Source organism: Sphingomonas cannabina (assembly GCF_021391395.1).
Classification (GTDB): domain Bacteria; phylum Pseudomonadota; class Alphaproteobacteria; order Sphingomonadales; family Sphingomonadaceae; genus Sphingomonas; species Sphingomonas cannabina.
Genome location: NZ_CP090059.1, coordinates 3,714,099 through 3,737,816, shown reverse-complemented (window position 1 = coordinate 3,737,816; position 23,718 = coordinate 3,714,099). Strand labels below are relative to the sequence as shown.

The following is a 23,718-nucleotide window of genomic DNA, read 5'->3' as shown; positions in this document are numbered from 1 at the left end:
GCCGAGCCGTTCGTTTCCGTCCACGCGGCGAATCTCGCACGCGCTTCGCACATGTCGTTGGTTGCTGCGGGTCCTGTGCGTCATCGTAGGCAATCGCGCTGGTGGGCGTCAGCCCAAGAGCTCCGCGTTCTCAGTTTTGCGATTGACTCGCATTATCGTATCCCACTAGAGCGCACCCCGACAAGGGGGGTGCATGCTGGTTCGTCGATTGACCTTCTCCGCGGTCCTGCTTCTGCCCTGGCTGCCGGGCACCGCCTTGGCGCAGGATATCCAAGTCGATAGCGAGGAGATCATCGTCACCGGCGAAAAGGCCGGCCGCACCGTCAAGGAAACCACCACCAGCGTGGCGATCACCACGGCCGAGCGGATCAGGCAAGAAAACACCCAGACGATCCAGGATATCTACAATCGCACGGCCAATGTGTCGGAAACCTACGGCTCGTCCGGCTTCACCATCCGCGGGATCAACAACAAGGGCGTGGCAGCGGGCGGGGGCGCCGACACGGCGACGGTCTATCTGGACGGAGCACCGCTGCCCAACCAGGCGCTGTTCGGCGGACCTACCGACCTGTGGGACGTGGAACAGGTCGAAATCCTGCGCGGTCCGCAGTCGACGATCCAGGGTCTCAACACGCTGGCGGGTGCGGTGATCATCACCACGCGCGAACCGTCGACCGATCGCTGGTCGGCGGACGGCCGGGTCCTCTGGACCGATCAAGTGGACCGCACCTTTTCGGTGGCGGTCGGCGGGCCGCTCATCGAGGACGAGCTCGGCATCCGGCTGTCGGCGGAGCGGCGCGCCGATCGCGGTATCATCCGGAACATCACCCGGGGCGGACGGGACGATTCGATGCGCTCACTGAGCCTGCGCGGCAAGCTCAAATGGACCCCACAGGCATTGTCGGGCCTCACCGCGACGCTGACCTACAACCGCGTGCGGCGCGACGGCGGCTATCTGTTCGAATATGTCCGTACCGACCTGCCCGACTATTACGACCATCGCCGCAGCACCAGCGACGCCGAGATCCGGGGGCTCGTCCGCACCGATCTCGCCGCGCTCGATCTCGACTATGAGTTCGGCAGCGGCCTGACGCTGACCAGCGTCAGCTCGTGGAGCAAGGTCAGCGGCCGCTCCCTCACCGACGGCGACAATTCGCCAGCCGACGAGGAGCTCATCGACAACCGCTATCATTTCCGCACGCTGACGCAGGAGGTACGGCTCAACTATCGCGGCGAGCGATTGAGCGGCCTGCTGGGCGCCTGGTATTACCGCCGCACCGGCGCCGTCGACGCCGACAGCCGCATCAACATCGACACGCCCACGCCGACAATCGTAAACCTGCTCCGGGCCAACGGATTCCCCGCAGCGTCCGCGACCTCGATCGCGAACAGCTACGCCGTCGCCCTGCCGGTGATCCCGGTCAGCTATTCGGCGGACCAGCCGCTCAGGATCGAGACGATGGCGCTGTTCGGCGATGCCAGATGGCGGCTGACCGATCGGCTCTCGCTGATCGGCGGCTTCCGCTACGATCACGAGCGCAACCGTTTTGCAGCCGAGACGGTCGCGACCTTCATAGGCACCCTGCCGGACCCGGCGGCGTTCGCCCCGGCGGGCAATCCGGTCAATACCGCCGTCCGCGCGATCAATCAGGGCGTACTTGGCCTCGTCGCCCAGGCGGGCTCGCCCTTCGCCTCCAATGCGCGGACCTTCCATGCCTTCCTGCCCAAGGCAGGAATCAGCATGGAGTGGACGCCCGATCTCGTCACCGCCTTCACCGTTCAGCGCGCCTATCGCTCGGGCGGATCGAGCCAGAATCCGGCGCGCGCGCTGCTCGTCCCCTATGATCCCGAGCATAGCTGGAACTATGAGGGCTCGCTGCGCTCGACCTGGCTCGACGGCAAGCTGCGGCTCAACGCGAACGCTTTCTACGTCGAGTGGCGCGACCAGCAGGTGAATGTCTTCAGGGGCCTCAACGCCTATGACTACAACACGGTCAATGCGGGGCATTCGCACCTCTACGGGTTCGAGGTCGAGGCGGAGGCGCGGCCGAGCGCGGCCTTCGACGCCTATGCATCAATCGGTTACGTTCGCACCAAGTTCGACGATTTCGAGCTGCCGGCAGGGACGACCAGCACGGTCCAGCTCGCCGGATCGGAGTTCGCCTATGCGCCGCGCTGGACGCTGGCTGGCGGGGTCAACTATCGCCTCGGCGGCGGGTTCACCGCCAATGCCAATGTCAATTATCGGGGTGCCGTGTACGGCGACGTCGGCTCGAACCAGGCGACCTCCCGCCTTCCCGCCCGCACCATGGCCAACGTGCGCCTCGGCTATGACGCGGGCCGCTGGAGCCTGTTCGGCTTCGTGCGCAATCTGTTCGACGAGAAGTACAAGCAATATGCCCGCACCGACCTCCCGGTAGCGATCCTGGGCGAGCCGCGCACCGTCGGCGGCGGCGTCGAGCTGCACTGGTGAACGCGCTCGCCGCCCCCTTGCTGCTGGCCGGCGGCGCGGCGGGCGCCTGGCTGCTTCGGCGTGCCTGGTCGCTGAGGATCGGCGCCGCGCCCTATCGCTGGGGCGGATGGGCGGTCTTGCTCGCGACGCTGATCGCCGCCTCGTCGACGGTGGGCACGATGCGCGGTGCCTTCGTCGCGCTGACGCTGATCGCGGTTGCGGCGCTCGCCGTCGTCGCCGCCGGCCTCCAGATCCGCGCCGTCCGCGCCAGCCGGAACGGACGCGACTGCCTGGCCCCCGAGCCGCTCGATCGCCCGTCGACGACCTGGCGCGGTGTGCTCCGCTGGCTGCTCGCCGGGCCGATCGGGATGATCGCGGCGATGGCGGTCGGCATCTGTTACGCCGTGTGGATGCCGGGCGAGGCCCAGACGCGGCTGGTGACGGGCGGGCTGATCGTGCCGGTAGCCTGGGGCGGCGCCATGGCATGGACGCTGGCCGACAACCGCATCCTGCGCGCGACGGCGGTGCTGGTGGGAACCGCCGTCCTCGGCTTCGCGGCAGCAGCGTTGAAGGGTTTCGCATGAAGGCCGAGGACATGACGCCGGTCGCGAAAGGCGGGAAGCTGCCCGGGGCTGGCTGGACCATCCCTCCCAATTTCGTCCGTGCCGTCCTCAAGGGGCACAGCTCGCTCGGCCTCGCCTTTGCCGCGGCGATCTACATCGTCTGCCTGACCGGCACGATCGCCGTCTTCGCGCGCGAGCTGCAGCGATGGGAGAATCCGGCGGCGCCGCGGCTCGCCCGCGTCTCGCCCGAAGCGGTGCAGCGTGCCTATTCCACCGCTGCGCTGCGTGCCGGTCCGGGGTTGGAGCATGTCTACATCACGCTGCCGGCGCCGGACCTGCCCCGGCTGATGGTGACCACGGACGCCAGGGGTGGAGAACGTGACTGGATCGCGGACGGCGAAGGGCAACTGATCGAATCGCGGTCGATCTGGACGGAGTTCCTCACGCGTCTCCACATCAACCTGCACCTGCCGCGGACCTGGGGTGTGTTCCTGGTCGGGATGACGGGCGTCGCACTGCTGTCCTCGCTCATCTCGGGCCTGCTCGCCCATCCGCGCATCTTCCGCGACGCCTTCCACCTGCGCATAGGCGGCTCGCGCCGTCTGCAGGAGGCGGATCTCCACAATCGTATTGGCGTATGGGCACTACCCTTTCACCTGACCGTCTCGCTGACCGGTGCCTTCCTGGGGCTGACCACGCTGATCGTGGGCGTGCTCGGACTGGCGGTGTTCCAGGGCGACGTCGGCAAGGTCTACGCGCTGTTCCAGCCGCCCCGCCCGGCGCAGGACGAGCGCCGGGCACCGCCGATCGACCTCAGGCCCATGTTCGCCGAGGTCGCGGCGCGCAATCCGCAAGGCCGGATAGACTATGTCTTCCTCGAACATCCGACGGAAATGGGCGGCGCCGCGCTGTTCAACGTGACCGACGGCTCGACGCGGCTGAGCCAGACGGACGCCTATGCCTTCGACCGGAGCGCCAGGCTCTATCACGCCAAGCGGGCGCGCGAGAACAATCTGGGAGAGCGTGTGCTCGCCTCGCTCGGCACGCTCCATTTCGGCTGGTTCGGTGGCGGAGCGATCAAGATCGGCTATGGCCTGCTCGGTCTGGGCCTCAGCTATCTCGCCGCAGGCGGCGTCTCCATCTGGCTGGCGCGGCGGCGCGACAAGGGGCGCCCGACGTCAGGCTGGGAGCGGATCTGGACGGCGGTCGTCTGGGGACAGCCGCTCGCGCTCGCCGCATCCGCCGCGGCCACGCTCGTCGTTCCAGCCCCTGTCATCGCGCTGGTGGTGTGGGGGGTGATCAGCCTTGCGGCATTGTCCTGCGCCGCGTGGCTCCCGTCATCGCAGATCGGGCGGATGAGCCGCACCGGCACCGCCGCGCTGCTCATCCTGACGGCGATCCTGCACATCACTCTGCGAGGCGGTCGTGATCCCGCGGCCTGGACGGTGGACGGTGTCCTGTTCGCCTTGGGCGTGCTTATGCTCAGTTCGCTCCGGCGGAGGAGGAAAAGCAATCCGGCGCCGATTCAGGTCGTTCCTGACTAAGGGTGAAGTACGCGCTTGTGCGCCTCTCGCATACACCTGCCGGGTAGCGGACGGCATCGGCTGAGAAGGAATAAGAGGTTCGTTTACGTCGACCGACCTCATTCTTCAGAGGCTGCCCGTCGCTAGCGATAAAGGCTTGGACATTCCGCGGTACGAGCAAATGGGCCCGCCGCCCGGAGCGGCGGACCCGGTCGTCTTAGGCAGCTTCGAGTTGCCTGGCTTCAGTTGTCGCCTTCGAGGTGTCCTCGATACGACGCGCGCTTCCGCCGCTTGAGCCGATCGCGATCTTGCGCGGCTTCATCGCCTCGGGAATCTCGCGCACCAACTCGATCGAGAGCATGCCGTCCCGAAGGTCCGCGTTCTTCACCTGGACATAGTCCGCCAAGCCGAAGCGGCGCTCGAAGTCGCGCGCGGCGATGCCGCGATGGATGTAACGGCTGTCGTCGCTGTCCTGCTTGCGGCCGCTGACCGTCAGCATGTTCTGATGCGCGGTCACCTCGATCTCGTCGGGGCGGAAGCCGGCCACCGCCATGTCGATGCGGTAGCGGTCCTCGCCGTCGCGGACGAGGTCGAACGGCGGATAGCCGTCGGCGATCTGCGAAGTGAGGCCGTTCTCGAGCAGGTCGAACAATCGGTCGAAGCCGACGGTCGAGCGCCGGAACGGCGTGAAGTCGTAATTGGTCCTCATATCCAAGTCCTCCTATGAGCAACGAGTCTATGAAGATGCGCCCGAGAGAGCGGACGCTCTCCATGCCGGATCCGTGCCGGCATCCGGCGTTGGTTATCTGGTTAAGGTCAAATGATTTTCAAGGGTCGGGACGCCTCCTTTCATCATCGGAAAGGGATCTGGGAAGCCGATCGTAGCGCCGGCGCGCTTGCTCATGCGGGCGCCCCGATCAGGCCGCTTTCATTGAATCGAGATGACCCCGTCGACCGCCCGCCACTCCGTCGGCCGGATCAACCGCTCGTGCTCGATCCGCACCGAATGGAGCGCCGCCTCGATCTCGCGGCGCCAGTGATCGAGGAAATCCAGCAGCACCGGAAAATCGGGCGCCAGATCATATTCCTGCCAGACGAACAGCTGCAGCAGCGACGGCGCGTCGGGACGGTGATAGTGGATTTCCGCCAGCGTCAGCCCATAGCCTTCGAGTTGGACCAGAAGGGCACGATCGGTCACTGGACCCTCGCTCCTTCCTCCGGCCTGTCGAGCTGGCGAAGAGCCGCGAGCACATCGTCAACCGGAACCGGATGCGGCAACTCAGGCGGCTTGCGTAGCGCCGGCTGGGACTCGACCGCAAATCGGTCGGATGCCCAGGAGGCGAGCACCATGCGTTTGACCTCGGGCATGATCGCCGAGTGTGTGAGAACGTCCTTCGGACTCTTGAATGGAAGCCGAGCGCTGTTCGACACGCGATAACCTCCTTCCTTCAGTCGCTCCTTTTCCTCGGGCACGAACGCCCGAGCAGGTAATTTGTTGAACCTTATCATCAGCTTCAAGCTCAAGATCACGTAAGAATCCCTCTTGGCAGTCGCTGGGCCAGAGTGCTAAATAGGCGCTGCGGGTGTCCGGAAGCGGCTGTCCGTTTCCTCCGGCGCCCGCGGTCGCCGTGCCGCATTCGGGCGGCGACCCTTCACGAACATTGCTGGCAAATGGAGGTTTTGCAGATGCATTTCCGTCCCTTGCACGACCGCGTGCTCGTCCGTCGCATCGAGGCCGAGGAGAAGACCGCGGGCGGCATCATCATTCCCGACACTGCGAAGGAAAAACCGCAGGAGGGCGAAGTCGTCGCCGTCGGCGCGGGCGCGCGCGATGACAGCGGCAAGCTCGTCGCGCTGTCGGTCGAGCCCGGCGATCGCATCCTGTTCGGCAAATGGTCCGGCACCGAGGTCAAGATCGACGGCGAGGAGCTGCTCATCATGAAGGAAAGCGACATCCTCGGCGTGATCGAGACGGCCGCGGAGCTGCGCAAGGCTGCCTGACTTCAACCGATTGGCAAGAAAAGGAGTGATTTGAGCAATGGCTGCCAAGGAAGTGAAATTTGCGTCGGACGCGCGTGATCGCATGCTGCGCGGCGTGGATACGCTTGCGAATGCAGTGAAGGTGACGTTGGGGCCCAAGGGCCGCAACGTCGTGATCGAGAAGAGCTTCGGCGCACCCCGCATCACCAAGGACGGCGTCACCGTCGCCAAGGAGATCGAGCTCGCCGACAAGTTCGAGAACATGGGCGCGCAGATGCTGCGCGAGGTCGCCAACAAGCAGAACGATCAGGCCGGCGACGGCACCACCACCGCCACCGTGCTCGCCCAGGCCATCGTGCGCGAGGGCTCCAAGGCCGTCGCCGCGGGCATGAACCCGATGGACGTCAAGCGCGGCATCGACATGGCGGTGAACGCCGTGGTCAAGGATCTCGAGGCGCATGCGAAGAAGGTCAGCGCCAACAGCGAGATCGCCCAGGTCGCGACCATCTCCGCCAATGGCGACGCCGAGATCGGCCGCATCCTCGCCGAGGCGATGGACAAGGTCGGCAACGAGGGCGTGATCACCGTCGAAGAAGCCAAGAGTCTCGAGACCGAGCTCGAGACGGTCGAGGGCATGCAGTTCGACCGCGGCTATCTCTCGCCCTATTTCATCACCAACACCGAGAAGCTTCGCGTCGAGCTGGATGATCCGTACATCCTGATCCATGAGAAGAAGCTCTCCAATCTCCAGGCGCTGGTGCCGCTGCTCGAGAAGGTGGTGCAGTCGGGCCGTCCCCTCCTGATCATCGCGGAGGACGTCGAAGGCGAGGCGCTGGCGACGCTGGTCGTCAACAAGCTGCGCGGCGGCCTCAAGGTGGCTGCGGTCAAGGCGCCGGGCTTCGGCGATCGCCGCAAGGCGATGCTCGAGGATATCGCGATCCTGACCGGCGGCAACGTCGTCAGCGAGGAGCTCGGCACCAAGCTCGAGAATGTCACCGTCTCGATGCTCGGCCGCGCCAAGAAGGTCACGATCGACAAGGACAATACGACGATCATCGACGGCGTGGGCGCCAAGTCCGATATCGATGGCCGCGTCGCGCAGATCCGCCAGCAGATCGAGACGACCACGTCCGACTATGATCGCGAGAAGCTGCAGGAGCGCCTCGCCAAGCTTGCCGGCGGCGTTGCGGTGATCCGCGTCGGCGGCGCGACCGAGGTCGAGGTCAAGGAGAAGAAGGACCGCGTCGACGACGCGCTCCACGCCACACGCGCTGCCGTGGAGGAAGGCATCCTGCCGGGTGGCGGCATCGCGCTGCTGCGCGCACTGAAGGCGCTGGAAGGCCTCCAGGCCGCCAACGACGACCAGCAGTCCGGCATCGACATCGTTCGGCGCGCCCTGCGAGCGCCCGCGCGGCAGATCGCGGAGAATGCGGGCGAGGACGGGGCCTATATCGTCGGCAAGCTGCTCGAGCAGACCGACTACAACTGGGGCTTCAACGCCGCGAGCGGCGAGTATGAGGACCTGGTGAAGGCCGGTGTCATCGATCCGGCGAAGGTGGTCCGTACCGCACTCCAGGATGCGGCGTCGGTGGCATCGCTGCTGATCACGACCGAGGCATTGGTCGCCGAGCTACCCAAGGAGGAGAAGCCGGCGCCAGTGCCGTCGATGGATTATTGATCAACAAGAATGGGCTCGGCCATCGGCCGAGCCCACCCGCCGCGACGACTACCGACGGGGCGATTCTGTCAGCACCGCAGCTCCAACGCAGCGGACGGCGTCCTCCGTGTCCGGCCCGGAAGGCGTACGCTTTGAACACTGTCGAGCTTGAAACCTGCCTTCGGCTTGCGGCCCATGAGCCGCTGGGCAGTTTCCCGCGTGACCTGCCGGTCAGCTATCTTTGCATGCATGCTAACTAATAACCTTGTCAGTTTACATCTGTTTACAAACGGCTACGGGCGAAACCTGCTGAACAGTTCTTGACACGCGCATTGTAACGAATTGATAAGATAAGGCGTGTCTAGTGTTCGGCGGATCGTTGGCCGAAATTGCGCCAATTGGCTGTTCGGAGCTCGCGACGAACGGCACGCGCACTGAGCGGCGGGAGTTGCGAGCAACGATGCGCTGAAAGGGCAAACTGCCGGTGACGGCAGGACGCAAAGCCTCCGGGCTCGCAAGAGCTAGCGGGGCTGCCAGGGGGGGCTATGAGCGGCTGATATAGCGCTGCGGGGGTACGCTGGATCGACACCGTGCTCGTAGATCGCACGCTCCCAGGAAAAATCCCATTCGAGAATGTGCTGACCAATGGCTGAAATTCGCCGTGGTGGGGCTGTGTGCGTGCAAAAAGGGGCTGCCAGATGACCAGCAAGGTTCGGAAAAACGGGCGCGGGGTTCGCTCCGGAATTCTCCCCGCACGGCTCCTGTGCACGAGCTCGCTTTCCGCCCTGGTACTCCTGACGTTGCCCTCGGTCGCGCAAGCGCAGGACGCGAACCGGAACTGGGACGCCAATAGCACCACGCCCGGCAATGGCGGCACCGGCACTTGGGACACCAGCGGCCTCAACTGGAGTCCGAACACCGATGGCACAAGCGGCCCCTATGACGCCCCCTGGAACAACCTCCTGCTGGACAACGCCATCTTCGGCGGCACCGCCGGCACGGTAACGCTGGGCGTGCCGATCACCGCGCACAATCTCACCTTCAACATTGCCGGCTATGAGCTCACCGGCAACACGCTCACGCTTTCCGGAACCACGCCGACGATCTCCGTTAACACCGGCGTGACCGGCACGGCAACGATCAGTTCCGTTCTTGCCGGCACGAACGGTCTCACCAAGGCAGGTGCGGGCATCCTATTCCTGGACGGAGCGAACACGTTCAGCGGCGGCATAACGCTGAGCGGCGGCACATTGCGCGCCAGCGACAACGCCGCGTTCGGGGCAGCCAGCAATACAATCACGACCACGGCCAACGCAACATTGACCGTCGATTTGGGCACGACAGAGAACCGAACAGTGTCGATCGGGGCAGGAACGCTGCTCACCATAACTGCCGGCGGCGCGGGATCGGCGCTGTACACGGGTTCGGGCAACCTCAGCGTAGGTGCCGGGACCATACTCAACAACGACAACAGCAACTTCACCGGGACGGTGACGCTCAACGGTATTTTTGGTGTTGCCGGGACCGTCACCTTCACCTCCGTTCGCAATGTTGGAGAAGCAAGCTCGCTCGGCGCTGGCGGGACAATTACATTCACGAGGGGAGACCAACAGCCCGACAACATCACCTATAGGGGCGTCGGCAACACCTCGAACCGCGACTGGGTGTTCAGCGGCGGATCGCTCCGCCGGTTCAACAACTCGGGCAGCGGAGCCCTGACGCTCAGCGGCGGCATGTCTTTGTTGCAAGCCACGGAATTCAACGCCGACACCGGCGACTTCAATCTGCAGGGAGTGATCAGCGGCACCGGCGCAGCTGGCTTCACTGCCGCGTCGGGCCGCACAATCACTCTGGGCACCGCCAACAGCTTCACAGGAAATGCGACTATAAATGGGGCTGGCGTCGTCGTCGCCACGGCGCTCTCCGACTCGGGAGTAAACGGTTCCCTGGGCGCAGGATCGAACGTCGCTCTTGCAGGCACCTTATCCTATACCGGGTCCGGTGCGAGCAGCAACCGGGCCTGGACCAGCAACGGCCTGACCGCGATCCGCAATGACGGCACGGGCAGCCTCAATCTTACCGGCAACCTCTCGTTCGTCGCCGGTGGGACCGATACGCTTACGTTTGGCGGCAGCTCGACCGGAACCAGCACATTTTCCGGCGAGATTTCCGGTGTCGGCGGCTTGACCCGCGAGGGTTCGGGCGTCTGGGAGTTGACCCGCGCCAACACCTATTCCGGTGCGACAACCGTGAACGGCGGCACGTTGCGGGCCGGCAGCGCCGGCGCGTTCGGGGCGACAACCGGAATCACGGTCAACGGCGGTACTCTCGATCTCAATAGCTTTGCTCTAGCGACGCCCACACTCAACGGTACGGGCGGCACGGTTGCGCTCGGAAGCGCCGTACTCACGGTCAGTAGCGCCACGAACAGCTCCTATGCCGGCAGCATCGTCGGCACCGGCGGACTGACCAAGCTCGGCGCCGGCACGCTGACGCTCACCGGCGCCAGCACTTACACCGGAGCGACCACGGTCGGCGGCGGCACGCTGGTCCTTGATTTCTCACCGGCCGGTTTACCGGCCAGTAATATCCTTTCAAGCGCGTCGGCGCTCAGCATGGGCGGAGGTACGCTCACCATCACCGGCGCCGCCGGCGAAATCAACAGCCAAAGCTTCAATGGCCTGACGATCACCGGCGGCAACAACACGATCAGGACCACTTCGGGAGGTGCGGGAAGCCTAACGCTGAACCTAGGGACAATCACCCGCACCGGTGGCCTTGCAAACTTCGTGCTCCCGACTGCGGGGGCGATTACCACCACCAACGGCGCCGGTGCGCTGGGCGGCTGGGCCACGGTCAACGGCACCGACTATGCCAAAGTGGTGGGCGGCAACATCGTCGCCTTCACCGATGCCGACTACACGGATCAGGACGACGCGTCGCTCTGGGCGAACGGCCAGTTCATCTCCGACAGCGACGGCGATGCCGACAGCTTCTTCGGTACCGTCGGAAGCTCGGTTCAGCTCGGCGGCCTACAGTTCACGACCCCCGACGCCACGACAACGGTGACGATTGCGGGCGGCCAGACCTTGGGCGTGGACGGATCGATCATCGTCGCGCCATCCGTTCTGACCAACAACCAGACGATCACCGGTGGCAATCTGACCGGCACGTCGGGCGGCGGCGTGCTCGGCGTCCAGCAGAACGGCGCCGGCACCCTGACCATCGCCTCGCAGATCGTCGACAATACGGGCACGATCGGCTTCACCAAGTCGGGCACGGGCAGAGTCGTCGTCAGCGGCAGCAACAGCTACACCGGCGCGACGACCGTCGCTCAAGGCACGCTTTCGGTCAATTCGATCGGAAACGGCAACGCCGCGAGTGCCGTCGGCGCGTCGACCGCCGACGCCTCGAACCTGGTGATCCAGGGTGCGACGCTGGAATATACCGGCGGGACGACAATTTCCGATCGCGGATTCACACTGACGCGCTCGGGCGCGACCACCGCAGGCACGATCTCCATCACGGGCGCGGCGGCGAACCTGACCTTCAGTGGACAAGTCACCAGCCCCGACGCTGCCGGGCTCACCAAGATCGGCGACGGTACGCTGACACTTACCAATGCTGGCAGCGACTATACCGGCATCACCACGATCAGCGACGGCACGCTGGCGATTTCGTCGATCGGCAACGGCGGCGGGGCCAGCACGCTCGGCGCGTCCTCGGCCGCCTCGACCAACCTCGTGCTCCAGACGGGCGGCGAGCTCGAGTATACCGGCGGCACCGCAAGCACCAATCGCGGCTTCACGCTTGGAACCGGCGGGGGCGCGATCGACGTCGCTCAAGGCAGCACGACGCTGACCGTGAGCGGTGTTGCTGCCGGTACGGGGACGCTAAGCAAAAGCGGCGCCGGAACGCTCATACTCTCCGGCGTCAACACCTATTCCGGCGGAACCATCGTCAATGCCGGGATCTTGCGCGCCGGATCGACCCAGGCCTTTGGCACCGGCACGATGACGGTGAATGCCGGCGGCACGCTCGACGTGAACAACCAGAGTCTCACGATCGGGTCGCTCGCGGGCTCCGGGACGGTGACCAATCTCGGAACAAGCGCTCTGACGCTGAGTGGCGGCACGAGTACGTTCAGCGGCGTGATCGGCGGTAGCGGTGCCTTGATTCGCACCGGCGCCGGAGTTCAGACATTCTCGGGGTGCAACAACACTTATACCGGTGCCACCACCATCAACAGCGGCACGATCTCTACCGATTGCCTGGCCGACGGCAGCTTCGCCAGCGGCATCGGCGCATCGGGCAACGCTTCCTCGAACCTCGTCTTTATTGGCGGCCGGCTCACGTACACGGGCGCCAACGTCAGCATCGACCGCGGCTTCACCCTGCAGAGCGGGAACAATTTCCTCAACGTGAACGATCCCGCGGCGTCGCTGGAGTTCGAAGGCGTCGTCACCGGCGCCGGAACCCTGAACAAAGAGGGTGCCGGCACGCTCGTGCTTTCGGGGGCCAACACCCATACCGGCAACATCCGGGTCTTCGCCGGCGTGCTGCGCGCGGGGGCGGACAATGCATTCGGTCCGCAGGGTTATATGACGCTGGATAACACCGCCGGCGTACTGTTGGACCTGAACGACAACGATGCGGTGGTGACCGCGCTGATCGGCGGCGGCGCCAATGGCGGCAATATCGACCTTGGCAGCGGGACATTGACGATCAGCGCCGTCGACGTCCGCTCCTATGCCGGTGCCATCAGCGGGACCGGCGATCTTGTCATGACCGCAAACGTAAACAATGTCGGCAGGGTCCAGGAGCTGACCAGCTGCAGCAGCACCTATGACGGCACCACGACCGTCAGCAGCGGCGTGCTCGCCGTCAGCTGCTTGAACATTGGTGGTGCAGCCAGCTCGATCGGCGATTCAGGCGCGGCGGCCGGCAATCTGGTGCTCAACGGCGGCACCTTGCGCTATATCGGCGCCGGCGGAAGTACCGATCGCCTGTTCACGCTCGGTGCTTCGTCGGGCAGCAAGATCGAGGCGTCGGGAACCGGGGCGCTCGCCTTCACCAATACGGGGGCCATCGCGTTCGACAGCCCCGGCACTGCGCAGACCATCAGGCTCGGCGGCACGAACACGGCTAACAATAGCTTCGCGCTCCAGATTACCGATAACGGATCCGGCGTCACCTCGTTCACCAAGGAAGATGCCGGCACCTGGATCCTGACTAATACCGGCAGCACCTATACCGGCGTCACCAGCATCCTCGGCGGCGTGCTCGGGGTCGACAAGCTTGCGGACGGCGGCCAGGCGAGCAGCATCGGCCGATCGGGCCTCGACGCGACCAACCTCGTGATCGGCTCGGGCTCGACCTTGCGCTACACGGGTGCCGGGGATTCGACCAACCGCCTGTTTACGCTTCAGACCGGCGTCAGCTTCATCGAATCGTCGGGCACCGGGGCGATCACCTTCACCAATACCGGAACCATGGGGTTCCAGGGCAACGGTACGCGCATCTTTGCATTGGGCGGCACCAATACCGACGTCAACATCATGGGCGTCAGCATCACCGACGGTACGGGCGGCGCGACCACGGTTGCGAAGAACGATACCGGCAACTGGTACCTCACCGGCAACAGCACCTATACCGGGCCGACCAACATCAACGCCGGTACGCTGTTCATCGGCAACGGCGGCACCACCGGCTCGATCACCAGCAGCATCGTCAACGTGACCGGCTTCGGCGCGCTCGGCTTCAATCGTTCGGATACGGTGACCTATGCCGGCACCATCCAGGGCTCCGGCGGCGTGACCCAGGCGGGCACCGGCACGACGATCCTCACCGGCAACAGCACCTATACGGGTGGGACGACGATCAGCGCGGGCACGCTCCAGCTGGGCAACGGCGGGGCGACCGGCTCGATAGGCGGCAGCATCGCCAACAGCGGTACGCTCGCGTTCAACCGCAACGACGCCTACACGTTCGGCGGGACGATCACCGGCACCGGCACGATCGCGCAGATCGGAACCGGGACGACCACGCTCACCGCCGCCAACACGGCAGGTGCCGCCACGATCAGCGCGGGCACGCTGAACGTCAACGGCGCCCTGACGACGCAAACCGTCGCGATGACCGGCACCTCGACGCTGAACGTGAACGCCACGATGGGCGCCGCAGCGGGCGGTATTGCGACGTTCACCGGCGATACGGGCGCCAGCACGATCAATATCAATTCCGGCGGAACACTGCGCGCGGCAGGTGATCTCGGCGGCGGCCGCGACGTCATCAACGTCACGGGGGCGCTGAACACCGGCGCGGGCACGCTTTCACTCGGTGACGGCAACGATACCCTGGTGTTCAACGATCCGGGAACATTCAGCGGCAGTGTAGCCGGCGGTACGGGTACTGATGCGCTGCAGGTCAACAACGCGAATTTCCGTGCGCTGAACGGCGCGAACGTCACCGGCTTCGAGACGCTCACCAAAACCTTGGGCGGTATCTTAACGCTGACAGGCGACCATAGCTACGTCAATGGCGTGACCGTCGCCGCCGGCAGGATGGAGATTGGCGATGGTACCGCGACCGGGACGCTCGTCGGGGACATCGCGAATAGCGGCACGCTGAGGTTCAACCGCGCGGGCACCTCGACCTACGCAGGCGCGATTTCCGGAACCGGCTTCGTCCAACATAATGGCAGTGGCACGACGATCTTCACCGGCAGCAGCACCTATACGGGTGCGACCGGCATCAACGCCGGCACTCTGCTGATCAACGGCAACCAGTCGGGAGCGACGGGGCTCACCAGCGTGGCGTCGGGCGCGACGCTCGGCGGCACCGGGACGATCGGCGGCAATGTCAACATTCTCAATGGCGGAACGCTCGCGGCGGGTTCGAACGGCGTCGGCACACTGACGATCAACGGCAACCTCACGCTCGCCAATACGACCCAGCTCAACTTCGAATTCGGCCAGGCCAATGTCCCGGGCGGTCTCTTGAACGACCTGGTCAATGTCGGTGGCAACCTGACACTCGACGGCACGCTGAACGTCACCCAGTCGGCCGGCGGCACGTTCGGCCCCGGCGTTTATCGCATGTTCAATTATGGCGGCACGCTCACCGACAACGGGGTCACGGTCGGCTCGCCGGGATATCTGGTGCAGACCTCGGTGGCGAACCAGGTCAATCTGGTCAACTCGGCGGGCCTGACGCTGAGCTTCTGGGACGGCGATGCCGGGCCGCGTGCCGACGGCGTCATCAACGGCGGGAGCGGCACCTGGCGTGCCGCCGGTGACGTGAACTGGACAGACAACACCGGCATCTTCGCGGCGCCCTTCGCCAATACCAGCTTCGCGATCTTCCAGGGGACGGGCGGCACCGTCGCCGTCGACAACACTAACGGTCCGGTCCAGGCCGTCGGCATGCAGTTCGCCGCGAACGGCTACACCATTCAAGGCGGCGACCTCACGCTGGTCGACGACAGCGGCCAGGCGGGCCTGCAGTCGACCATCCGCGTCGGCGACGGCACGCCGGCGGGCGCGGGCTATACAGCGACGATCGCCTCCAACCTGAGTGGCACCACGCAGCTGGTGAAGACCGATGCGGGCACGCTCGTGCTCTCGGGCACCAACACCTACACCGGCGGGACCGCGATCAACGGCGGCACGCTCAGTATCTCCGCCGATGCCAATCTCGGCGATGCGACCGGCGGCCTCAGCATCAACGGCGGTACGCTCAACACCACCGCGACCTTCGGTTCGAACCGTGCTGTCGACCTTGCCGGCGCCGGCACGTTCCTCACCGACGCGGCAACGACGCTGACGCTGAACGGCGCGGTCTCGGGCGCGGGCGCGCTGACCAAGGATGGTGCCGGGGCGCTCGTCCTGACCGCGGCGAACAGCTATGCGGGCGGTACGACGGTCAGCGCCGGCACGCTCCAGATCGGTAACGGCGGCACGACCGGTTCGATTGCCGGCAATGTCGCCAACAGCGGCACGCTGGCGTTCAACCGATCGGACGGCGCGATTTTCGCGGGCACCATTTCGGGCACGGGCGCGATCGATCAGGCCGGCACCGGCGCGACCATCCTGACCGCCGACAGCAGCTATACGGGCGGCACGACGATCAGCCAGGGCATGCTGCAGCTCGGCAATGGCGGGACGAGCGGCTCGATCGTCGGCAATGTCGCCAATCAAGGTACGCTGACCTTCAACCGTTCGAGCGACTACAGCTTCGCCGGCACGATCTCCGGCACGGGTACTGTCCGCCAGGAGGGCACCGGCACCACGATCCTCACCGCCGCCAACAGCTACACCGGATCGACGGTGATCTCGTCCGGGACGTTGCTGATCAACGGCAACCAGACCGCGGCGGTCGGCGCCACCAACGTGCTCGGCGGCGGCGCGCTGGGCGGCATCGGCACGATCGGCGGCGATGTCTTCGTCGGCGGCGGTGCGACGCTGACCCCAGGGGATGCGACCGGCCCGGGCACGCTCCACGTCAACGGCAATCTCGGCTTCAGCCCGAACGCGGTGCTCGCCTATGAGTTCGGCCAGTCGAATGTAGTTGGTGGCCCACTCAACGACCTGACCGAAGTCGCCGGCGATCTCGCTCTCGACGGCACGATCGACGTGACCGTCTCACCGGGCGGCAGCTTCGGCCCCGGTCTCTATCGCGTGATCAGCTATGGCGGTGCGCTGACCAACAATGGCCTCGATGTCGGCACGATGCCGGCGGGCAGCACGGTTGCGGTGCAGACCTCGATCGACGGGCAGGTCAATCTCGTGAACGCGGCGGGTGGCACGTTCAACTTCTGGGACGGCGCGGCCCCCGCGAACGAGAGCAACAACTCCGTCGATGGCGGCGACGGCACCTGGCAGAACAGCAGCGGCAACAACGACTGGACCGCCACCGATGGTGCGGCGAGCGGTGCCTATACCGACGCCAGCTTTGCCATCTTCGCCGCGGCAGCGGGCACGGTCGACATCGACAACAGCCTGGGCGCAGTCACCGCTTCGGGCCTGCAGTTCGCGAGCGACGGCTACACGATCACCGGTCAGAACCTGACCCTTGTCGGACCTGAATCGGTGATCCGCGTCGGCGATGGAACGGCGGCCGGCCTCGGCATGACGGCGACACTCGACACCAGGATCTTCGGCGCCACCCAGCTGGTCAAGGCCGACCTCGGCACGCTGGTGCTGACGCGGGCCAATACCTACAGCGGCGGCACGCGAATCGACGCCGGCACGCTCCGCATCTCCGGCGATACCCAGCTTGGCGACGCGGCGGGGGCACTCAGCCTCAATGGCGGCACACTCAACACGACCACTGCGATGGCATCCGGCCGGTCAGTCAACCTTCTCGGCACGGGAACGCTGTTGACTGATGCCGGCACGTCGCTGACGCTTTTCGGGTCGGTCTCCGGAGCGGGCGGGTTCACCAAGGCCGGCACCGGCATCCTTATGCTCACCGGGAACAACAGCTTCGGCGGCGATGTCGCCGTGACCGCGGGCCAGATGTTCGTCAATGGCGACCAGTCGGCGGCGACCGGCGCGATGAGCGTCGCGTCGGGCGCAACGCTCAGCGGCTCGGGCATCATCGGCGGCAATGTCGCGCTCGCCGATGGCGCGGCCCTTGATCCGGGCGGCACCCTCTTCAGCGTCGGAACGCTCACGATCAACGGCAACCTGGCGCTGAGCTCCGGCTCGGTGCTCGACTTCCAGTTCGGCGAGGCCAATGTTGCGGGCGGGACGCTCAACGATCTCGTTAACGTGGGTGGCAACCTCACCCTCGACGGCACGATCAACGTGTCGGTTCCGGCTAGCGGCAGCTTCGGGCCGGGCATCTACCGCGTGTTCAACTATGGCGGCTCGCTCACCGACAGCGGCCTGGCGCTGGGCACCCTGCCGGGCGGCAGCGCGGTGTCGGTTCAGACGGCGGTCGCGGGGCAGGTCAACCTCGTCAACACCGCCGGCCTGACCTTGAGCTTCTGGGACGGCGATGCCGGGCCCAAGAACGACGGCGCCGTCAACGGCGGCAACGGCGTGTGGCGCGTCGGCGGCGGTTCCAACGACTGGACCGACGCCACCGGTGCGGTGAACGCCGATTATGCGCAGAACACCTTCGCGATCTTCTCGGCCGCACCGGGAACGGTGACGGTCGACAATGCTGGCGGCAACGTTCTCGCATCGGGGATGCAATTCGCGAGCGACGGCTACACCGTCACGGGCGGCCCGTTGACCCTGACCGGGGCCCAGGCGATCGTCCAGGTCGGCGACGGCAGCGTGGCGGGCGCGAGCTTCACCGCAACGATCGCAAGCGAACTCACCGGCAGCGCGGGGCTGGTCAAGACCGATGCGGGCAGGCTCATACTCACCGGCACCAATAGCTACACCGGCGGCACCACGATCGACGGCGGCACGCTGCAGATCGGCAATGGCGGCGCGACCGGCAGCATCACCGGCGACATCGACAATGAGGGGGCGCTGGTGGTCGATCGCTCGGGTACGCTCAACCTCGATGGCACGATCTCGGGCACGGGTTCTCTTACCAAGCGCGGCAGCGGTGTCCTGACGCTGACCGGCATCAACAGCTATAGCGGCGGCACGCTCGTCGACAGCGGCACGGTGCAGATCTCGAGCGACGCCAATCTCGGCGACGTGGCGGGCACGCTGTCGCTCCAGGGGGGCACGCTGCAGGCCGGCGCCTCGTTCACCTCGGCGCGCGACATCCTGGTCGGCAGCCCGGACTCCAACCGGATCGACACCCAAGGGTTCGATGTCACGCTGACCGGCACCATCGGCAACGGGGCCAACAACCAGGCCGGCAACTTCCTCGACAAGATCGGCTCGGGCACGCTTACCCTGACGGGCGTCAACACCTATGCCAACCGGACCGTCATCGCCGGCGGCACGCTGGCGTTGGCCGGTGCCGGCACGATCGGTGCCGGCAATCTGGTCGTCGGCGCGGGCACCGTCTTCGACATCTCCCAGGCCGATGTCGGTGCGCGCGTCATCCAGCTCAACAGCGGCCCTGCGGGCACGATCGCGCTCGGCTCCAAGACGCTGACGCTCGGCTTCGGTAACTCGTTCAGCGACTGGTCGGGCACGATCACCGACGGCGGCATCGGCGGCGGCACCGGCGGTAGCGTCGTGGTCGCGGCGCCGAACGGCGCGGTGCGCTTCTTCGAGGCCAACAGCTATACCGGCGGCACTACCGTCTTGTCGGGCAGCTTCGAGCTGATCGGCAATGGCTCGCTCTATGCGGGCGGCGCAGTTGACGTGAAGGCGGGCGGCGCCTTCAGCATCGCCGGTCTGGCCGGACCAGGTACCACCATCGGCGACCTCTCGGGCGCGGGCGCGGTTGCGCTCGGCGGCAAGACGCTGACCTTCGGGACGAGCAACAGCACGGCCTTGTCGGGGGCGATCACCGGCACCGGCGGTGCGCTGGTGAAGACCGGCACCGGCACGTTCACGATGAGCGGCGCCAACAGTTACACCGGAACCACCGACGTTACCGCCGGCACGCTGCTGGTCAACGGCAACCAGTCGGCGGCGACCGGGCTCACCAGCGTCGCCTCGGGCGCGACGCTGGGCGGCACCGGTACGATTGGTGGCGATGTCGTCATCGCTGACGGCGCGACGCTGACGCCGGGCGCCGGCGGGGCGGGCGCGCTCACCATCAACGGCGACCTATCGTTGGGTGCTGGCTCGCAGCTTGCCTTCGAGTTCGGCCGGGCGAATGCGCCGGGCGATCCGCTCAACGACGTGGTCAATGTCGGCGGCGACTTGACCCTCGACGGCACGCTCAACGTCGCGGTCACGCCCAGTGGAGCGTTCGACATCGGCCTCTACCGGATCGCCAACTATGCCGGCACGCTGACCGACAACGGCCTCGCGCTCGGCACGCTGCCGGCTGGCGCCGACGTGTTCGTGCAGACCGCGGTCGCCAATCAGGTCAACCTGATCAACGTTGGCGGCGCGACGCTCAACTTCTGGGACGGCGCAGCCGGACCGAAGTTCAACGGCGCGGTCGATGGCGGCGACGGCGTCTGGCAGGCCGGCACCGGCAACGACAACTGGGCTGACGCGACCGGCGCGGTCAACGCGCCGTTCGACGACGGCGCGTTCGCGATCTTCACCGGCACCGCGGGAACGGTCACGATCGACAACGGCCTGGGCGCGGTCACCGCCTCGGGCCTGCAGTTCGCGGCCAATGGCTATACGATCGCCGGCGACGCGCTGACCCTGACCGGTCCGCAATCGGTGATCCGGGTCGGCGACGGCACCGCAGGCGGGGCGGGCTACACCGCGACCATCGCTAGCGAGCTCGCCGGCAATACGCAGCTGGTCAAGACCGACCTCGGCACGCTCGTGCTGACCGGCGCGAACAGCTACACCGGCGGCACTGCGATCAACGGCGGCACGGTGCGGATCGCAAGCGACGCCAATCTCGGCGCTGCGTCGGGCGGGCTCAGCTTCAATGGCGGCGCGCTCAACACCACTGCCAGCTTCAGCTCGGGGCGCAGTGTCGATCTTGCCGACGCGGGCACCTTGCTCACCGATGCGGGTACGACGTTGACTCTGACCGGTGCCGTCTCGGGCGCGGGTAGTCTGACCAAGAGTGGCGCGGGTACGCTGGTGCTTTCGGGGACCGGCGCCTACGCGGGCGCGACCAGCGTCGCCGCCGGCGCACTGCTGGTCAACGGCAACTATGCGGGCGCGACCGGTGCGACCACGGTCGCCGCGGGGGCGAGCCTCGGCGGCACCGGCACGATCGGCGGCGATGTGACGCTGGCGGACGGGGCGACCCTCACCCCGGGCGCGGGCGGCGCCGGCACGCTCACCGTCGGCGGCAACCTGTCGCTGTCGGCCGGCACGACGCTCGCCTACGAGTTCGGCCAGGCCGGTGTCGCCGGCGGCGCGCTCAACGACCTCGTCAACATCGGCGGCGACCTGATCCTCGACGGCACGATCGACGTGACCGTGCCGACCGGCGGCGCATTCGATGTCGGCGTGTACCGCGTGTTCAACTATGGCGGCACGCTGACCAATAACGGGCTGACGCTCGGCACGCTGCCCGGCGGCAGCAATGTCGCGGTGCAGACCTCGATCGCCGGCCAGGTCAACCTGGTGAACTCGGCCGGCCTCGCGCTCGGCTTCTGGGACGGCGCCGCCGGACCCAAGAACGATGGGGTGATCCAGGGCGGCAACGGTATCTGGCAGGCGAGCGCCGGCAACGACAACTGGACCAATGCCGGCGGCACGGTGAACGCGGCCTATTCGGACGGCGCGTTCGCGGTGTTCGGCGGCACCGGCGGGACGGTCACGGTCGACAACGGCTTGGGCCAGGTGACCGCAGCCGGCCTGCAGTTCGCCGCCAACGGCTATACGATCACCGGCGGCAGCATCGCGCTGACCGGGCCGCAGTCGACCATCCGGGTCGGTGACGGCAGCACGGCGGGCGCCGGCTTCACCGCGACCATCAACGCGGCGCTCTCGGGCGACACGCAGCTGATCAAGACCGATGCCGGCACGCTCGTGCTCGGCGGTACCAACAGCTACACCGGCGGCACCGCGATCAACGGCGGTACGGTGCGGATCGCGGCTGATGCGAACCTCGGCGCTGCCGCCGGAGGCGTCAGCCTGGACGGTGGCACGCTGGCGATCAGCGCGAGCCTGGCCAGCGGCCGCGCCGTGACCTTGGCCGGCGCGGGAACGATCTCGACCGCGGACGCCACCACGTTCACGCTGGGCGGTCAGCTTACCGGCACCGGTGCGCTCACCAAGGCTGGCGCCGGCACGCTGCTCCTGACCGGCGACAGCAGCGGCTATACCGGCGCGACCACCGTCGCGGCCGGTACATTGGCGGTGACCGGCAAGCTGGGCAGTGCGGTTGCGGTCAACGGCGGCAGCCGCCTCGAAGGCACCGGCGCGGTCGGCAGCGTCGCCAATGCCGGCATCGTGGCACCTGGCCAGGGCGGGTTCGGCACGCTGACCGTGGGTGGCAGCTACACCGGCTCGGGCGGTCGCCTGGAGATCGAGACCGTGCTCGGCGGCGACAGCTCGCAGACCGATCGCCTCGTGGTGAACGGCGGCACGGCGGGAAGCACGACGATCGACGTGGTCAACCGCGGCGGCCTCGGCGCGCAGACGGTCGAGGGCATCAAGATCATTGACGTGACCGGCACCTCCGACGGCAGCTTCACGCTCAACGGCGACTATGTGTTCCAGGGCGATCCTGCGGTGATCGCCGGCGCCTATGGCTACCGGCTCTACAAGGGCGGGGTCGCCATCCCGACCGACGGCGACTGGTACCTGCGCTCGGCGCTGCTCAACCCGCCGAGCCAGCCCAATGAGCCGCAGGCGCCGCTCTACCAGCCCGGCGTGCCGATCTACGAGGCCTATGGCCAGACGCTGCTCACGCTGACCGAGGTCGGCACGCTGCAGCAGCGGATCGGCAACCGGCAGTGGGCCGAGACCGAGAGCGGCAAACCCTCCGGCATCTGGGGCCGGATGCAGTCCAGCCGCTCGCGGCCGAATGCCGCGTTCTCGACCAGCCTCTCGGACGTCAACGTCGACAGCTGGAAGCTCGAGGTCGGCGCCGACCATGTGCTGAGCGAGCGCAGCGACGGCGCCAGCCTCGTGCTGGGCGTGCTCGGCGGCTATGGCGAGGCGATCGCCAGCATCGGCTCGATCTATGGCAACGGCAGCATCAAGACCAAGGGCTACAGCGCGGGCGCCACGCTGACCTGGTTCGGGCCTGAGGGGTTCTACGTCGACGGCCGGGCCCAGGTGACCTGGTTCGACAGCAAGCTCCGCTCCACGGTGCTCGGCACGCTTGCCGACGGCAATAACGGCACCGGCCAGGCTTACAGCGTCGAGGTCGGCAAGCGCTCGTCCGTAGGCCGGACGCTGTCGGTCACGCCGCAGATCCAGGTCGTCTACCAGACGGTCAAGTTCGACCGGTTCACCGATCCCAATGGTGCGCTGGTCTCGTCCGACCTCGGCGACAGCCTCAAGACCCGCTGGGGCCTGTCGGTCGACCGGCAGGATGCGAGGAGCCATCTCTATGGCGTGGCGAACCTCAGCTACGAATGGCTCGATGGCACCGTCACCGACGTCTCCGGCACGCCGATCGCGCGGCAGAACCATCGCCTGTGGGGCGAACTGGGCCTCGGCGGCAGCTTGCTGATCGGTGATCGCCTGACCCTGTTCACCGAAACCTCGGCGAATACCGCCCTCAACGACTTCGCCAAGAGCTACAGCCTCAAGGCCATCGCCGGCCTCCGGCTTGCGTTTTGAGGTTGGGGCCGGCTCGCACCCCATCAGCCCGCGAGCCGGCCCAAAGCATCTGGGACTGGACACGCCACCAGCGACGCGACCAGCAGGACAAACCCTAACGAAACAACCGAGAGTTCTGCCAATCGCGCCTCCAGCTCAATAGCGGCTCAGGCCGATCTGCCCGTCCGAGTCCGAGCATATGCCGTTTGAAGTGGAATCAATGGAATCGATATCTGACCATGCCGCCTTGTCGAGGCGG

9 protein-coding genes and 1 riboswitch are annotated in these 23,718 nt (G+C 66.5%); of the genes, 6 read left to right on the top strand and 3 right to left on the bottom strand.

The window, feature by feature from the left end:
• Positions 1–193: 193 nt before the first annotated feature.
• The 3 genes from LZK98_RS17550 to LZK98_RS17540 are packed head-to-tail and all read left to right on the top strand — an operon-like array spanning position 194 to position 4,559.
• On the top strand, positions 194–2,473 hold the full coding sequence (locus LZK98_RS17550) for a TonB-dependent receptor (protein ID WP_233783809.1): 2,280 nt from the start codon (positions 194–196) through the stop codon (positions 2,471–2,473).
• A complete protein-coding gene (locus LZK98_RS17545) occupies positions 2,470–3,036 on the top strand; it encodes a hypothetical protein (protein ID WP_319937512.1) in 567 nt (188 codons plus the stop codon). The genes LZK98_RS17550 and LZK98_RS17545 overlap by 4 nt, the downstream gene beginning before the upstream one ends.
• A complete protein-coding gene (locus LZK98_RS17540; RefSeq protein ID WP_233783808.1) occupies positions 3,033–4,559 on the top strand; it encodes a PepSY-associated TM helix domain-containing protein in 1,527 nt (508 codons plus the stop codon). Before LZK98_RS17545 ends, LZK98_RS17540 begins: the two co-directional genes overlap by 4 nt.
• Before the next feature lie 196 nt (positions 4,560–4,755).
• Here LZK98_RS17540 and LZK98_RS17535 read toward each other — a convergent pair whose 3' ends face one another.
• The 3 genes from LZK98_RS17535 to LZK98_RS17525 form a co-directional block, all read right to left on the bottom strand.
• Positions 4,756–5,247 (bottom strand): Hsp20 family protein, encoded by a 492-nt coding sequence (locus LZK98_RS17535; RefSeq protein ID WP_233783807.1) that lies wholly within the window; start codon positions 5,245–5,247, stop codon positions 4,756–4,758.
• Between the two features lie 219 nt (positions 5,248–5,466).
• On the bottom strand, positions 5,467–5,736 hold the full coding sequence (locus LZK98_RS17530) for an usg protein (RefSeq protein WP_233783806.1): 270 nt from the start codon (positions 5,734–5,736) through the stop codon (positions 5,467–5,469).
• A complete protein-coding gene (locus LZK98_RS17525) occupies positions 5,733–6,068 on the bottom strand; it encodes a hypothetical protein (RefSeq protein WP_233786677.1) in 336 nt (111 codons plus the stop codon). The genes LZK98_RS17530 and LZK98_RS17525 overlap by 4 nt, the downstream gene beginning before the upstream one ends.
• 156 nt (positions 6,069–6,224) lie before the next feature.
• Here LZK98_RS17525 and groES point away from each other — a divergent pair, with 156 nt between their 5' ends.
• The 3 genes from groES to LZK98_RS17510 all read left to right on the top strand — a co-directional run bounded on the left by groES (position 6,225) and on the right by LZK98_RS17510 (position 23,480).
• Positions 6,225–6,539 carry a co-chaperone GroES gene (gene groES, locus LZK98_RS17520; RefSeq protein WP_233783805.1) on the top strand — a complete coding sequence of 105 codons (315 nt, stop codon included), beginning with the start codon at positions 6,225–6,227 and terminating at the stop codon, positions 6,537–6,539.
• A gap of 37 nt (positions 6,540–6,576) precedes the next feature.
• Complete coding sequence (gene groL / locus LZK98_RS17515) at positions 6,577–8,196, top strand: chaperonin GroEL (protein ID WP_233783804.1); 1,620 nt, start codon at positions 6,577–6,579, stop codon at positions 8,194–8,196.
• 441 nt (positions 8,197–8,637) lie between these two features.
• Positions 8,638–8,713: riboswitch (cyclic di-GMP riboswitch) on the top strand.
• A 262-nt stretch (positions 8,714–8,975) separates the two neighbouring features.
• A complete protein-coding gene (locus LZK98_RS17510) occupies positions 8,976–23,480 on the top strand; it encodes an autotransporter-associated beta strand repeat-containing protein (RefSeq protein ID WP_233783803.1) in 14,505 nt (4,834 codons plus the stop codon).
• Positions 23,481–23,718 lie beyond the last annotated feature (238 nt).